The organism is Streptomyces sp. NPDC047853, assembly GCF_043204535.1.
Classification (GTDB): Bacteria; Actinomycetota; Actinomycetes; order Streptomycetales; family Streptomycetaceae; genus Streptomyces.
Genome location: NZ_JBIDCI010000031.1, coordinates 12769 through 26830 on the forward strand (window position 1 = coordinate 12769; position 14062 = coordinate 26830).

A 14062-nucleotide genomic window follows, 5' to 3' on the forward strand; every position below is an offset into this window, starting at 1 on the left:
CCCCCCGCACCGGTGGCACCTTCAGCCCCCGGCCGTCACGCCGCCCCCGGGACCTCGCGCCACCCGCCCCGGCAGGGCCCCGCACCGCCGCGCCCGCGGCGGCCCCGCCCGCCCGGCGAGCGCCCCGCCCCGCAGCGGCCCCCCCGCACCGGTGGCACCTTCAGCCCCCGGCCGTCACGCCGCCCCCGGGACCTCGCGCCACCCGCCCCGGCAGGGCCCCGCACCGCCGTCCGCCCAGGTCACACCCCTGCCGGCGCCCCCGCCCCGCCCCGCCCGGCAGGGCCCCCCACAGGGCGGCAGGCCGCCCTTTGAGACGCCCTGCACTCCGCCTGAAGCGCCGCTCGATCGACGAGGTCTTTGCTGGTGCCTGGCTGCCGCCGCGCACACGGGAGCGGTCCCCAAACGATCTGCGTGAGGAGTACGTCATGGCAAAGGGCGCGATAGTCGTCGGCGCCGGGCCGGTCGGCCTGATGCTCGCCGGCGAGCTGCGGCTCGGCGGCGTGGACGTGGTGGTCTACGACAAACTGCCCGCCCCCAGCGGGGAATCACGCGGCCTGGGCTTCACCAGCCGCACCGCCGAGGTCCTCGACCAGCGCGGACTGCTCACCGAACTGGGCGACTTCCGCTGGGGCCAGCACGGCCACTACGGCGGCGTCCGCATCGACTTCACCCTGCTGGAGGAGAGCCACTTCGGCGTGATGGGCCTGCCCCAGTCCCGCACCGAGCAGCTGCTCGGCGACTGGGTTCAGCGCCTCGGCGTGCCCGTGCACCGCGGCCGCGAGGTCACCGGCTTCCAGGAGACCGACGACGGCGTCCTGGTGCACTACGACGGCCCCCAGGGCCCCGGCGAGGACAGCGCCCAGTACCTGATCGGCTGCGACGGCGCCCGCAGCACCGTGCGCCGCCTGGCCGGCATCCCCTTCACCGGCGACGCGGCGACCCGCGGCATGTACCTCGCCGACGTGACCGGCGCCGACATCCGCCCGCGGCCCATCGGCGAGCGCATCGAGGGCGGCGGCATGGTCCTGTCGGTGGGCCTGGGCGACGGCTACGACCGGATCGTCATCCACGAGCCGGGCGTGCGCCCCCACCACGGCGAGGGCACCCTGACCTTCGCCGAGGTCGCCGACGCCTGGCAGCGCCTGACCGGCGAGTCCATCCACCACGGCACCACCCGCTGGATGACCGCCCTCACCAACGCCACCGGCCTGGCCGAGCGCTACCGCAGCGGCCGGATCCTGCTGGCCGGCGACTCCGCCCACGACCACGCCCCGCTGGGCGCGCAGGGCGTGAGCGTCGGAATCCAGGACGCCGTGAACCTCGGCTGGAAGCTCGCCGCCACGATCAACGGCTGGGCCCCCGAGGGCCTGCTGGACACCTACCACGGCGAACGGCACCCGCTGGGCGAGCAGTTGCTGCGCAACGTCCACGCCCAGTCGCTGCTCTACCTCAGCGGCCCCGAGGGGGAGCCGCTGCGCGCCGTCCTGCGGGAACTCGTACGGCTGCCCGACGCCGCCCGCTACCTGGCCGGCCAGGTCAGCGGCCTGCACATCCGCTACGACGTCGCAGCGGGCGAGCACCCGCTGCTGGGCCTGCGCCTGCCCCCGCAAACCGAACTGGTCCGCGCCGGCGGCGAACGCACCCGCGTCGCCGAACTGCTGCACGGCGCACGCGGCGTGCTCATCAGCACCGGCGAGCCGGCCACCGCCGAGAAGACCGCCGCCGGCTGGTCCGACCGCGTCGACGTCGTCACCGGCACCTGGGGCGAGGACGGCGGGCCCGAGGCGGTGCTGGTGCGCCCCGACGGCCACGTCGTGTGGACCGACCCCGACGGCGGCGAGCTGCACGACGCCCTCACCCGCTGGTTCGGCGCGGCCACCGCGTGAGCCGGCACCGGCCCGCAGCCCCGGGGCCGCCCCGCCGGCTCGCCCCCGGCCTGCCCCTGCCGCCGGACGCGACCGCCACCGCGGCCACAGCCGCAGCCGTCGCCGCAACCGCAACCGCAGCCGTCGCCGCGGCTGCGGCCGTGGTGGCGCACCGCACGGCCGCCCCCCGCCCCCCGACCCCGGAAAGGCCCCCGTCATGACCGTCCTCGTCACCGGCAGCCGAGGCAAGGTCGGCTCCCTGCTCGTGCAGATCCTGCGCGAGCGGGGTGTCGCCGTGCGCGCCGCCTCCAGCAACCCCGAGAAGCTGTCACCGCCGGCCGGCACCGAGACCGTACGCCTCGCGCTCGACACCCCCGCCGACTTCGCCCCCGCCCTCGACGGGGTCGACTCCGTCTTCCTGTACTGCGAGCCGGCCGCGGTCGACGCCTTCGTCGAGCAGGCTTGTGCGGCCGGCGTTGAACACGTCGTGATCATGTCGGCGGACGCCGTGCTGCGCCCCGGTGCCGCCGACGACCCCATCGCCGCCCCCCACCTCGCCGTCGAACAGGCCCTGGCCGCCTCCCCGCTCACCTCCACCCCCCTGAACTGCGGCGCCCTGGCCTCCAATGCGCTGCCCTGGGCCTTCTCGCTCAAGGCGCGCGGCGCGGTGGGCCTGCCCTACCCCGACAGCCACGCCGACCCGGTCAACGAGCGCGACATCGCCGAGGCGGCCTGCGCGGTCCTCACCGACCCCGCACTGCGCGGCCGGTCCTACCACCTCACCGGCCCGCAGTCCCTCACCTTCGCCGAGCACGTGGGCATCATCGCCGCCGCCGCGGGCCGGGACATCCCCGTCGAGCGGATCGAGCCGCAGGTGTGGCGGGCCAACAAGCCCGGCTTCATGCCCGACGACATCGCCGACGCCCTGCTGGAGCTGTGGGCGGCCAGCACCGAGCCGGTCGCGCTGACCGACCACGTCGAGCAGCTCACCGGCCACCCGGCCCGCCCCTTCACCGAGTGGGCGGCCCAGCACGCCGACGCCTTCCGTCCCTGACGCGGACCACCCCGGCCACGAACCCACGAGGACATGGGCAGATGACGCTGAACCGACGAAAGATCCTCGCCCTGGGCACGGGCGCGACGGCCCTGGCCGTCACCGGCACCCCCGCCCACCCCGGCCCGCACCCCGCCCCCGTGCCCTCCGACCGGGAACTGGCCCGCTCGCTGCCCGGCGGCTTCACCAGCCGGCATGCGACCGTGGGCGGCGTGCGCCTGCACTACGTCAGCGGCGGCCACGGCGAGCCCCTGCTGCTGGTGCCCGGCTGGCCGCAGACCTGGTGGGCCTACCGCAAGGTCATGCCCCAGCTCGCCCGCCGCTACCGCGTCATCGCCGTCGACCTGCGCGGCATGGGCGGCTCGGACAAGCCCGCCGGCGGCTACGACAAGAAGACCATGGCCGCCGACCTGCACGCCCTGGTACGCAAGCTGGGCCACCGGCAGGTCAACATCGCCGGACACGACATCGGCTCCATGGTGGCCTTCGCCTTCGCCGCCAACCACCCCGAGGCCACCCGCAAGGTCGCGCTGCTGGACACCCCGCACCCCGACCAGAGCGAGTACGAGATGCGGATCCTGTACCGGCCGGGCACCCAAACAGCCCTGTGGTGGTGGGCGGTCAACCAGCTCCAGCAGCTGCCCGAACAGCTGATGCACGGCCGCATGCGGCACGTCATCGACTGGCTGTACGCCCACTCCCTGGCCGACCAGAGCCTGGTCACAGACCGGGACCGCGACATCTTCGCGCACCGCTACGACAGCCCGCAGGCCGTGCGGGCCGGCACCCGCTGGTACCAGGCCTGCCACCAGGACATCACCGACCTGGCCGGCTACCCCACGCTGACCATGCCCGTCCTGGGCATCGGCGGCAACTACACCTACGAGGACCTGGAACGCAAGCTGACCGGGCAGGCCACCGACGTGCGCATGGTGCGCGCCTCGAAGTCGGTGCACTACCTGCCCGAGGAGGAACCCGACGTCATCGCCGGGGCCCTGCGCGACTTCTTCGGCTGACGGCACCCGCCGGACACATCCATCTGCATGAGGAGTACGAAATGGCAAAGGGCGCGATAGTCGTCGGCGCCGGCCCGGTCGGGCTCATGCTCGCCGGTGAACTGCGGCTGGGCGGAGTGGACGTCGCTGTCTACGACAAGCTGCCCGGCCCCAGCGGGGAGTCGCGCGGCGTCGGCTTCACCCGGCGGGCGGCCGAGGTGTTCGAGCAGCGCGGCCTGCTGCGCCGCTTCGGCGACGTCGAATGGGCCCAGGGCCACTTCGGCGGCGTACGCATCGACTTCGGCAAGCTGGACGACAACCACTTCAGCGTCCGCGGCGTCCCCCAGTTCCGCACCGAGGAGATCCTCGAGGACTGGCTGAAGGAACTGGGCGTCCCCGTACACCGCCGCCACGAGGTGACCGGCTACCGCCAGACACCCGACGGCGTCGTCGTCGAGTACGAGGGCCCGGACGGCCACGGCGAGGACAGCGCCCAGTACCTGGTCGGCTGCGACGGCGCCCGCAGCCTCGTGCGGACCCTCGCGGGCATCGACTTCCCCGGCTGGGGCGCCACCCGCGGCATGTACATGGCCGACCTGGTCGGCGCGGGGGTGCGCCAGCGGCCCATCGGGGAGAAGGTGCCCGGCGGCATGGTGATGGCGTTCAACCTGGAGAACGGCGTGGACCGGATCGTCATCCACGACGAGAGCCTGCGCCCGCCGGAGGACAAGAGCGCCCTGAGGTTCGGCGACATCGCCGATGCCTGGCAGCGCATGACCGGCGAGTCGCTGCACCACGCGGAGGTCCGCTGGATCAGCTCCTTCACCGACACCACCCGCCAGGCCGAGCACTACCGCAGCGGCCGGATCTTCCTCGCCGGCGACGCCACCCACATCCACATGCCGGCCGGCGCACAGGGCATGAGCGTCGGCGTCCAGGACGCCGCCAACCTCGGCTGGAAGCTGGCCGCCGCCATCAACGGCTGGGCACCCGAGGGCCTCCTGGACACCTTCGAGAGCGAACGCCACCCGGTCGGCCAGAAGCTGATGCGCAACACCCGCGCCCAGACCCGCCTCTACCTCACCGGCGACGAGATGGAGCCGCTGCGCGCCGTCATGCGCGAACTGGTGGCCCTGCCCGAGGCGGCCCGCCACCTGGCCGGCATCGTCTCCGGCATCGACATCCGCTACGACATGGGCCCCGGCAGCCACCCGCTGCTGGGCCTGCGCCTGGCCCCCGGCCACGAACTGCTGCACGCGGACGGCACCCGCACCACGGTGGCCGAACTGCTCTACCCCGCCCGCGGCGTGCTGCTGGTGACCGGCGCGGCCGCCGACGCCGCCCACCTGCGCCGGGCCGCCGCCGGACACGGGCAGCGGGTGCGCACGGTCGAGGCCGACTGGGCCGAGCCCGCCGGCCCCGACCGCCCGGCCGCGGTGCTGCTGCGCCCCGACGGGCACGTGGCCTGGGCCGCCCCGGACGGCGCGGACCTGCTCGACCAGGCGCTCGGGCGCTGGTTCGGCACGGCGGCGGATCCGGCCGGCCGGCCGCAGGCCGTCGGCGCGGCCCGCGTCTGAGGCCCGGGCGCGCACGGTTCTCCCGCCGGTTTCGCCGTTCCGGTCACACCCGCGGGCCGCGCATCGTCAGACAGATGAGGGGTCGGGTCCCATCCGGTGCCGCCACCGCACCGTCCGACGGTCACATCCCCCGCACCGCCGGTGCGGTGCGGTGGCTCACTGGGACCGGCCCCCCGGCCGACCGGCACGAAATGGCTGCGGCCCGCGGCCCCGCACATGCGGGCCGCGGGCCGCAGCCATTTCGTGCCTCCCCCCTCGTCCGAGGGGGGAGGGGGACCGGTCAGGTGCGGGGGCCGGCCTTGGCCGCCGCGATGAACGCCTCGAACAACGGCACGGTGTCCTCGCCGAGTTCACCGTGCGCCTGCAGACCCGCCAGGAACGGCGCCGAGGGGTCCTCGGCCTCCGCCCCCTCGATGATCCCGTCGTCCGACCAGGCGGTGGCCACCAGCCCGGCCCCGAGCCGGTCGATGCCCTGGTGGTGGTGGCAGTACACGGTCGGTGAGGTTCCCATCGCCCCGCCCAGCACGGAGTCGGGCTTGACCCGGATGGTGCGCGGCTCGTAGCGGCCCGGCACGGCGGGGGAGTGCTCGGGCAGGTGCTGGTCGAGCGTGCCGCCCCGGGAGACGGAGATCAGCTGCAGGCCCCGGCACACCGCCAGGACCGGGATGCCGCGCCGCTCGGCCACCGCCAGCGCGGCCAGCTCCGCCGCGTCCCGCGCCTGGTGCGGCGGGAAGGTGAACTTCTCCCGCTCGGCCCCGTACAGCGCCGGATCGATGTCCGCGCCGCCGCTCATCAGCAGCGCGTCCGCCCGCTCCATCACCGCCTCGACCGCCTCCACGATCGGAGGCAGCAGCACCGGGGCGCCGCCGGCGCGGGCCACCTTGTCCAGATACGGCTGCGGCAGCAGCGAGACCGCCACGTCGCCCCAGATGTTCCAGTTCACTGTCGTCGCGTCGGCGGTCACCGCCACCACGGGTCGCGTCATCGTGCGGCCGTCCCTCTCCCTCGAAAAAGCCGGCCCGTTCAGGGCCGGGCACACAGTGCATCGCAGCCCGCTGGACCAGGGGTCGAGCCCGGCCGGGGGCCACCGGTCCCGGGAAGCTCACCCGGCCCCGCCGACGGCCGCCGACGGCGCCCGCCCGGCCCCCGCCGCCGTGCGGGCCGCCGACAGCGACAGCGCCCGCCGCGCATACCCGCGGGCGAGATCGGGACGGCCCAGCGCGTCATGGGCCCGCGCCAGCCCCTGGAAGGCCCGCGCCTGCTCGGGCCGGAAACCCACCTCGCTGGCGAGCGCGAGCGCCGCCTCGTGCTGCTGCGCCGCCTGCCGGGGCGCGCCCAGCGCCAGCGCCGCCTCGCCCAGCGCGTTCAGCGCCTCCGCCTCGTGCCCCCGGTTGCCCAGCGCCCGCTGCACCCGCAGCGCCCGCAGCGCCAGACCGTGCGCCTGCCCGGGACGCCCCTGCCGCCCGTGCACCGACCCCAGACCCACCAGCGCCACCGCCTCCCCGCCCAGGTCACCCAGCTCCCGGTACAGCTCCAGCGCCCGGTGGTGGTGGATGCGGGCCGCCTCGTAACAGCCCAGGCGCTCCTGGACCAGGCCGAGCCCCACCTGGCCGCGGGCCTCGCCGTGCCGGTCGCCGACGGCGCGGAAGAGCCGCAGGGCCGCCATGAAGCAGTACCGGGCCTGCTCCTGGTCGTGGCCGCGCAGGAACAGATGGCCCAGACAGTCCCGCGCCCGCGCCTCGCCCAGCCGGTCACCGGTGCGCCGGGCCAGCCGCACCGCCCGCGCCGCGTGCCGGGCCGCCCGCTCGTCGCAGCCCCGGCGCCAGTACAGCCACGCCAGGTCCGTCAGGAACCGGCCCTGCGCGGTGTGGTCGCCGCTGAGCGCGCTGGCCTGCAGCGCCTGCTCGCCCAGCGCCAGCGCGTCGGCGTGGAAGGCCCGGTCGTACAGGTAGCGGTGCAGGGCCGAGGCCAGCCGGGCGGTGTGCGCGGGCCAGCCGTGGGCGGCCATGTAGGCGCCGGCCGCGACCAGGGAGAGCCGCTCGGCGTCCAGCCACGCCTCCGCCTCCTGCGCGTCGCGCAGCACCACCGGCGCCGCGTCGGGTGCCGGCTCGTCGGGGGCGACGGCGGGGGAGTGGACGCTGCGGCCCGGGCTCTGGGGGAAGAGCAGCGCGGCGGCCTGCGAGGCGCCCGCCACGCAGTGCCCGAAGAGCCGGTCCAGCGCCTCCCGCCGCGCGGCGGGGCTCTCCTCCTCCTCGGCCAGGGTGTGCGCGTAGCGGCGCAGCAGGTCGTGGAAGGTGTAGCGGCCGGCCTCGTGCTGGCGCAGCATGTGCGCGTCCAGCAGCTCCTCCAGCAGGCGCTCGGCCCGCTCGGGCGCCACCCCCGCCAGCGCCGCCGCCGCCCGGCCGCCCGCGTCGGGCCCCGGATACAGCCCCAGCAGCCGGAACATGCGCCGCTGCTCGGCGTCCAGCTGCTGGTAGGACATGGCGAACGCGGCGGCCACCCCCCGCTCGGTGGTGGACAGTTCCGCCAGCCGGTGGCGCTGGTCGCGCAGCCGGTCGGCCAGGTGCGCCGCGCTCCACCGCGGCCGGTGGCGTAATCGGGCGGCGGCGATGCGCACCGCGAGCGGCAGGAACCCGCACAGGTGCAGGATGTCCAGCGCGGCCAGCGGCTCGTCGTCCACCCGCCGGCCCACGATCCGGGTGAACAGCTCCAGGGCGTCCGCCGCCGGCAGCGGGTCCAGCGACAGGCACGCCGCCCCGTCCAGGCCCGTCAGCCGCCGCCGGCTGGTGACCAGCAGCAGACTGCGGGTCGCCCCCGGCAGGAACGGCCGCACCTGGTCGGTGCCGGCCGCGTTGTCCAGCACCACCAGCACCCGCCTGCCCGACAGCTCCGCCCGCCACAGCCCGGCCCGTTCCGCCGCCGACGCTGGGATGCGCTCGGCCGGCACCCCGAGCTGGCGCAGCAGCACCCCCAGGGCGCTGCCCGCGTCCATGGGCGTCCGGCCGGCGGTGTGCGCCTGGAGGTCGACGAAGAGCCGCCCGTCGGGGTAGCGCTCGGCGAGCCGGTGGCCGGCGTGCACGGCCAGGGCGGTCTTGCCGATGCCCGCCATGCCGTCGATCACCGACACCGTCACCGCCCCCTCCGGGCCGTGCCGGCCCTCCAGCAGCTGCGCCAGTTCCGCGGCGCGCCCGGAGAAGTCCGGCGAGTCGTAGGGCAGGAAGTTCGCCTGCCGTGCCCGCCCCGCCCGCCCGGCCGCCGGCGCCGGCCCGGGTGCGGGTGCGGGTGCGGGGGGCGGCGCCGGGTCCGGGGCCGGCGCCGCCAGCGCGGGGTCGTCGTGCAGCACGGCCCGCTCCAGCGCGACGAACGCCCGCCCGGGGTCCAGGCCCTGCTGCTCGCTCAGCGCGCGGCGCAGCCCGCGGGCGACGGCCAGGGCGTCGGCCTGGCGGCCCGAGCGGTGCAGGGCCAGCATCAGCCGCCCCGCCAGCCGCTCCCGCAGCGGATGCGCGGCCACCAGCGCGGCCAGCTCGTCGGCGACCTGCTCGTGCCGGCCCAGCGACAGCTCCAGTTCGGCCAGCTGCTCGTGGGCGGTCAGCTGCCGCTCCTGCAGACGCACCCGCGCGCTGTCGGCGTAGTCGGCCCGCACGTCCGCCAGCGGCCTCCCCCGCCACAGCGACAGCGCCTGCCGGATCCGGGCCGCCGAGCGGGCCGGGTCGTCCGTATCGGCCACCTCGCGCAGCCGGTCGGTGAACTCCTCCCAGTCCAGCTGCCCGGCCTCCAGCGCGATCACGTACCCGCCCGGCCGGGTCTGCAGCAGATGCTCCGCGTCCGCGGTGCGCAGCACCCGCCGCAGGGCCGCGACGGCCGCGTGGATCTGCGCCCGCGCCGTCGCCGGCGGGGCCGGCCCCCACATCGCGTCGATGATCTGCTCCGCGCCGAGCACGGTCCGGGCGTTCAGCAGCAGCAGGGCCAGCACCCCCCGGTGGCGGGGCGCCGTCCCCGGCAGGGGCCGCCCCGCCACCGACACCTCCACCGGACCCAGGATCGAAAAACGCACCGTCATGACTGCCGCAGTCCCTTTCTGAAACCGGCCATGTTCATTCTGAAACCGGCCAAGTGCACCTGCCGGCACCTATAGCGAATGCATCGCCTACCTATGAACGGGCTCGTCCACGCTGGCAGAAGACCCGAAGGCCACCTTCCGGATGCTGAAGTGGAGAGGCAGGAATGACCGACAAGATCGCTCTCATCACGGGAGCAAACAAGGGAATCGGTTTCGAGATCGCGCGCCAGCTCGGCGAACGGGGCATCACCACCGTCATCGGCGCACGCGACGAACAGCGCGGCAAGGAAGCGGGCGAGCAGCTCGCCCAGCCCCACGTGCAGCTCGACGTGACCGACCCGGACAGCGTCCAGGACGCCGCCCGCTTCATCGAGACGGAGTACGGCCGGCTGGACATCCTGGTCAACAACGCCGGCGTCACCGTCCCGCCGCCGCTGGGCCTGCCCAGCGCCACCACCACCGAGACGCTGCGCCGGATCTACGAGACCAACGTGTTCGGCGTCGTCACGGTGACCAACGCGATGCTGCCGCTGCTGCGCCGCGCGCCGGCCGCCCGCATCGTCAACCAGTCCAGCGAACTGGCCTCCATGACCCGCGTGATGGTCGAGGACAGCCCGCTGTGGCCGCTGAACAACATGCCGTACAACTCCTCCAAGGCCGCCCTCAACATGATCACCGTGACCTACGCCAAGGAACTGTGGGGCACCCCGATCAAGGTCAACGCCTGCGACCCCGGCTACTGCGCCACCGACATCAACAACGGCATGGGCTTCATCACCGCCGCCGAGGGCGCCCGCATCGCCGTGCACCTGGCGACGCTGGACGCCGACGGCCCCAACGCCCGGTTCTTCCAGCACGAGGGCCCGCTGCCCTGGTGAGTGCCCGGGCCCGCCGCCGGGCGGGCCACCGCACCACGCGCGGCTCAACCCCAAGGAAGCGAGGCCCGCACCGTGAGCGGACTTCCCCTCATCCAGCCGGAGAACGCCACCGGCGAGGCGGCGGCCCTGCTGCAAGCGGTCCAGCACACGCTGGGCCTGACCCCCAACCTCGCCAAGGCGATGGCCAACAGCCCCGCGGCCCTGGGGGGATTCCTCGGCCTGCGGCACGCACTGGCCGCGGGAACGCTGCCCGCGGCCGTCCAGGAGAGCATCGCGCTGCTGGTCGCGCAGGAGAACGCCTGCGACTACGGCCTGTCCTGGCACACCTACACCGGCACCCGCGTGGCCGGACTCAGCCACCACCAGGCCCACCGCGCCCGCCGCGGCGAGGCCGAGGACCCCCTCACCGGGGCGGCCCTGGCCCTCACCCGGTCCCTGATACGCCGTCAGGGCGAGGTGAGCGACACCGAACTGGCCGCGGCCCGCCGCAGCGGCCTCAGCGGCGGGCAGATCACCGAGATCGTCGCCCACCTCGCCCTGAACACCCTCACCACCTACCTCGGCAGGACCGCACGCGTCCGCGTCGACTGGCCCCTCGTCCGCCACGACGAGGCACCCGCCTGAGCCCGGCGCGGCCGCCCGCGGCCCGCCCCGTACCCCGTCCGCACTCACCGAAAGCAGATCCCGATCATGGAAGCACGGATGAGCAACCCCGCCGGTGTCCTCCCCGGCGCCATGGAGGCCGTCGGCGCCCTGATGAAGGCGACCCGGCAGGGCGGCGTCCCCCAGTCCACGCTGGAACTCGTCCACCTGCGCGTCAGCCAGATCAACGGCTGCAGCGCCTGCGTCGACGCCGCCACCCGCAGCGCCCGCAAGGCCGGCGAGAGCGACGACCGCCTGGCCACCGTGGCGGCCTGGCGGGAGGCGCCGTTCTTCACCGACGCCGAACGCGCCGCGCTGGCCCTCGCGGAGCACTCCACCCGCCTGGCCGACCGCACGGACCCCGTCCCCGACGCCGTCTGGCAGGAGGCGGCCCGCCACTACGACGAGCAGGGCCTGGCCGCGCTCGTGATGATGAGCGCCGTGGCCAACTTCTTCAACCGGCTCAACGCCACCACCCGTCAAGTGGCCGGCCAGGCCTGGTGAACGCCGCACCGGCGGCCCGGTACCCCCGCGCGGGTGCCGGGCCGCCCCGTGCGGGCGGCGGGCGCCCTCAGGACGCCACCGCACGCCGGGCACGCCGCGAGGAGGAGAACCGCCGGGTGATCGGCCGCTCCACCAGCGCGTACAGGGCCCAGGACGCCAGCACGCTGACCACCAGCCCCAGCGCCACCAGCCCGGTGGTCTCGGCGATGGAGAAGGTCCCCTCCAGCTCCTTGCGCAGGTAGGTCAGCACGATGAAGTGGACCAGGTAGAACGCGAACGAGATCTCGCCCAGCCACAGCATCGTCCGGCCCCTGAACCAGCTCCTGGTGCCCCGGATGTCGGCCGTCGCGGCGGCCGCGATCAGCAGCACGATCGGGATGATGGTCACCGAACGCTGCGAGTACAGGAACGGCACGTGCGAGCAGAGCACGTAGCTGCCGGCCAGCAGCACACCCGACCACACCATGCCGATGTTGAACCAGCGCCCGCGGATCACCGCCTGCGCGACCAGCATGCCCAGCGCGAAGTCCAGCACCCGCGTCACCGGCAGGTTGTAGGCGAACCAGTACTGCTCGGCGGAGACCGTCGCCCCCAGCGAGGCACCGGGGAAGTAGGGCTTGTCCGCGATGAACACGTACGCCGCCCACGGGGTGGCGATGATGCCCGCCGTCACCGCCGCGATCCAGTACGTCAGGTGCTCGGCGCGGATCCGCGTGAACCAGGAGTGCAGCAGCGGGAAGCACGCGTAGAAGAACGCCTCGCACCCCAGCGACCAGCTCGGCTGGTTCACGCTGGAGAACACGTCGAAGTCCGGCACCCACACGTGCACCATGAACAGGTTGGCGATCGCCGTCCCCGTGGTGGTGTACACCGACGCGAACAGCACCATCGCCAGCGCCCAGGTGATCACGTAGTTCGGGTAGATCTTCACCAGCCGGCGGCGCATGAACCGCCCGGCGGTGTCCCGCTCGCGCGCCGACCACGTCAGCACAAAACCGCTCAGCACGAAGAAGAACGTCACGCCCAGCGCGCCCGCGTTGCCGGTCACGTCGAACAGGTTCATCGCCGCCGAGTCCGACTCCAGCAGCCGCAGATGAGGGAAGGGCAGGCCGACGTGGTTGAAGAACACCAGCAGCGCCGCACCGAACCGCAGCCCCGTCAGGGAGTCCAGCCGCGCCGAACGGGCCCGCCCCGCCACCTCCTGCGGCGCACCGGACGCAGCCGGCACCGGGGCCGCGGCCGGCCCGCCGGGTCCCGCCGCCGTGGGCGGAAAAGCACCACCCGTCATCTCGTCGTGTGCCACGCCAAAGCCTCCTCGCCCAGGGGAACGTGCTCTGCGGACGGGGCAGAGCACCGCTGCGCGGGCGATTAGACGGCACGTGACTCGAATCTGGCTGGGGCCGAGATCCAAAACCGGTACGAAAGGGAACAGGAACGGGGACAGAGCCGATGGCCCCGTCCCCGCAGCGGCGCCGCAGCGCCGTCCCTCCTCAGCCCTCCAGCAGCGCCAGGTCCAGGGTCAGCAGCCGCCCCGGGTCGGTGATGACGTCGATCTCGGTGATGCAGCCCTCGCTCACGTCGAACGTCATCGCCCGGAACCCCTCCCCGGCATGTGCGGCGATCACACCGGGCGAACCGTTGATCAGCGCCAGCTGCGCCACCTCCGCGATCCGCGCGAACGCCGCCGCCGTCGACGCCACCGCCGCAGCCCCCCGCGCCCCCAGCCGGCCGTCGGAGCGGGCCACCACCCCGGGGTCCAGCACGTTCAGCAGCGCCTCGAAGTCACCCCCGCGCGCGGCGGACAAGAACGCCTCCACCACCTCACGCCGCTTGGCCAGATCCGGGTCCGGCACCGCGGACCCGCCCCGCACCCGGCGCCGCGCGCGGCTGGCCAGCTGCCGGGCCGCCGCCGGGCTCCGCTCCACGATCGGCGCGATCTCGTCGAAGGGGACCCCGAACATGTCGTGCAGCACGAACGCCAGCCGCTCCGCCGGGTCCAGCGCCTCCAGCACCACCAGCAGGGCCAGCCCCACCGAGTCCGCCAGCAGCGCACGCTGCTCCGGATCGCCCTCCTCCTCGTGGACGTAGTCCGGCACGTGGACCACCGAGTCGAAGGAGTCCTCCCGGCGGACCCGCCGCGACTTCAGCATGTCCAGGCACACCCGGCCCACCACCGTGGTCAGCCAGCCCCGCAGGTTCTGGATGTCACTGTCGTAGGCGCGGTTCAGGCGCAGCCACGCCTCCTGCACCGCGTCGTCCGCCTCGGTCAGGGAGCCCAGCATGCGGTACGCGACCGCCCGCAGATGCCCGCGGGCGCCCTCGAACTGCTCGGCCAGCCATTCCTGCTCGTCCACGCCAGGTCTCCTCCCGATCGGTTCCTCACCACCTTGACGCACGAGAGGGCACCGATGTGACCGCCCCGCCCCTGACGCGCGCCGTGCGGCCCCGGCCTCCAGCAGGGACCGAGCGGTGGTTGAGCGCGGCGGC

11 protein-coding genes are annotated in these 14062 nt (G+C 74.6%); 7 read left to right on the plus strand and 4 right to left on the minus strand.

Annotated elements, in window-relative coordinates:
• The first annotated feature begins 425 nt into the window (after positions 1-425).
• The 4 genes from ACGF5T_RS34015 (at position 426) to ACGF5T_RS34030 (ending at position 5491) form a co-directional block, all read left to right on the plus strand.
• Positions 426-1886 carry an FAD-dependent monooxygenase gene (locus tag ACGF5T_RS34015; protein WP_356612863.1) on the plus strand — a complete coding sequence of 487 codons (1461 nt, stop codon included), beginning with the start codon at positions 426-428 and terminating at the stop codon, positions 1884-1886.
• Positions 1887-2082: 196 nt separating this feature from the next.
• Positions 2083-2919, plus strand: a complete 837-nt coding sequence (locus tag ACGF5T_RS34020; protein ID WP_361019655.1) for an NAD(P)H-binding protein — start codon at positions 2083-2085, stop codon at positions 2917-2919.
• 41 nt (positions 2920-2960) lie between these two features.
• Positions 2961-3935 carry an alpha/beta hydrolase gene (locus ACGF5T_RS34025; RefSeq protein WP_366769245.1) on the plus strand — a complete coding sequence of 325 codons (975 nt, stop codon included), beginning with the start codon at positions 2961-2963 and terminating at the stop codon, positions 3933-3935.
• Positions 3936-3976: 41 nt separating this feature from the next.
• The gene (locus ACGF5T_RS34030; RefSeq protein WP_366769244.1) at positions 3977-5491 is read left to right on the plus strand and encodes an FAD-dependent monooxygenase; all 1515 of its coding nucleotides are present in this window, start codon (positions 3977-3979) and stop codon (positions 5489-5491) included.
• A gap of 280 nt (positions 5492-5771) precedes the next feature.
• On the opposite strand, the gene ACGF5T_RS34035 is transcribed toward ACGF5T_RS34030, so the two are convergent.
• Entirely contained in the window at positions 5772-6476 is a 705-nt protein-coding gene (locus tag ACGF5T_RS34035; protein ID WP_356612962.1) for a gamma-glutamyl-gamma-aminobutyrate hydrolase family protein, read from the minus strand.
• 117 nt (positions 6477-6593) lie between these two features.
• Positions 6594-9551, minus strand: coding sequence for a BTAD domain-containing putative transcriptional regulator (locus ACGF5T_RS34040; protein ID WP_366768702.1), 2958 nt, complete (start codon positions 9549-9551; stop codon positions 6594-6596).
• A 164-nt stretch (positions 9552-9715) separates the two neighbouring features.
• On the opposite strand from ACGF5T_RS34040, the gene ACGF5T_RS34045 reads away from it, so the two are divergent.
• From ACGF5T_RS34045 to ACGF5T_RS34055, 3 genes are all read left to right on the plus strand, one after another.
• A complete protein-coding gene (locus tag ACGF5T_RS34045; RefSeq protein ID WP_356610983.1) occupies positions 9716-10429 on the plus strand; it encodes an SDR family oxidoreductase in 714 nt (237 codons plus the stop codon).
• Positions 10430-10501: 72 nt separating this feature from the next.
• On the plus strand, positions 10502-11053 hold the full coding sequence (locus tag ACGF5T_RS34050) for a carboxymuconolactone decarboxylase family protein (RefSeq protein WP_356610985.1): 552 nt from the start codon (positions 10502-10504) through the stop codon (positions 11051-11053).
• Between the two features lie 78 nt (positions 11054-11131).
• Positions 11132-11575, plus strand: coding sequence for a carboxymuconolactone decarboxylase family protein (locus tag ACGF5T_RS34055; RefSeq protein WP_356610986.1), 444 nt, complete (start codon positions 11132-11134; stop codon positions 11573-11575).
• 67 nt (positions 11576-11642) lie between these two features.
• Here the strand turns inward: ACGF5T_RS34055 and ACGF5T_RS34060 are convergent, their stop codons facing one another.
• A complete protein-coding gene (locus ACGF5T_RS34060) occupies positions 11643-12878 on the minus strand; it encodes an acyltransferase (protein ID WP_361018760.1) in 1236 nt (411 codons plus the stop codon).
• Positions 12879-13065: 187 nt separating this feature from the next.
• On the minus strand, positions 13066-13929 hold the full coding sequence (locus ACGF5T_RS34065; RefSeq protein WP_356610989.1) for a sigma-70 family RNA polymerase sigma factor: 864 nt from the start codon (positions 13927-13929) through the stop codon (positions 13066-13068).
• Between the last annotated feature and the right edge of the window lie 133 nt (positions 13930-14062).

Coding starts and splice junctions, on each gene's coding strand:
- ACGF5T_RS34015 (WP_356612863.1), top strand. CDS start 426: ATGGCAAAGGGCGCGATAGTCGTCGGCGCCGGGCCGGTCGGCCTGATG.
- ACGF5T_RS34020 (WP_361019655.1), top strand. CDS start 2,083: ATGACCGTCCTCGTCACCGGCAGCCGAGGCAAGGTCGGCTCCCTGCTC.
- ACGF5T_RS34025 (WP_366769245.1), top strand. CDS start 2,961: ATGACGCTGAACCGACGAAAGATCCTCGCCCTGGGCACGGGCGCGACG.
- ACGF5T_RS34030 (WP_366769244.1), top strand. CDS start 3,977: ATGGCAAAGGGCGCGATAGTCGTCGGCGCCGGCCCGGTCGGGCTCATG.
- ACGF5T_RS34035 (WP_356612962.1), bottom strand. CDS start 6,476: ATGACGCGACCCGTGGTGGCGGTGACCGCCGACGCGACGACAGTGAAC.
- ACGF5T_RS34040 (WP_366768702.1), bottom strand. CDS start 9,551: ATGACGGTGCGTTTTTCGATCCTGGGTCCGGTGGAGGTGTCGGTGGCG.
- ACGF5T_RS34045 (WP_356610983.1), top strand. CDS start 9,716: ATGACCGACAAGATCGCTCTCATCACGGGAGCAAACAAGGGAATCGGT.
- ACGF5T_RS34055 (WP_356610986.1), top strand. CDS start 11,132: ATGAGCAACCCCGCCGGTGTCCTCCCCGGCGCCATGGAGGCCGTCGGC.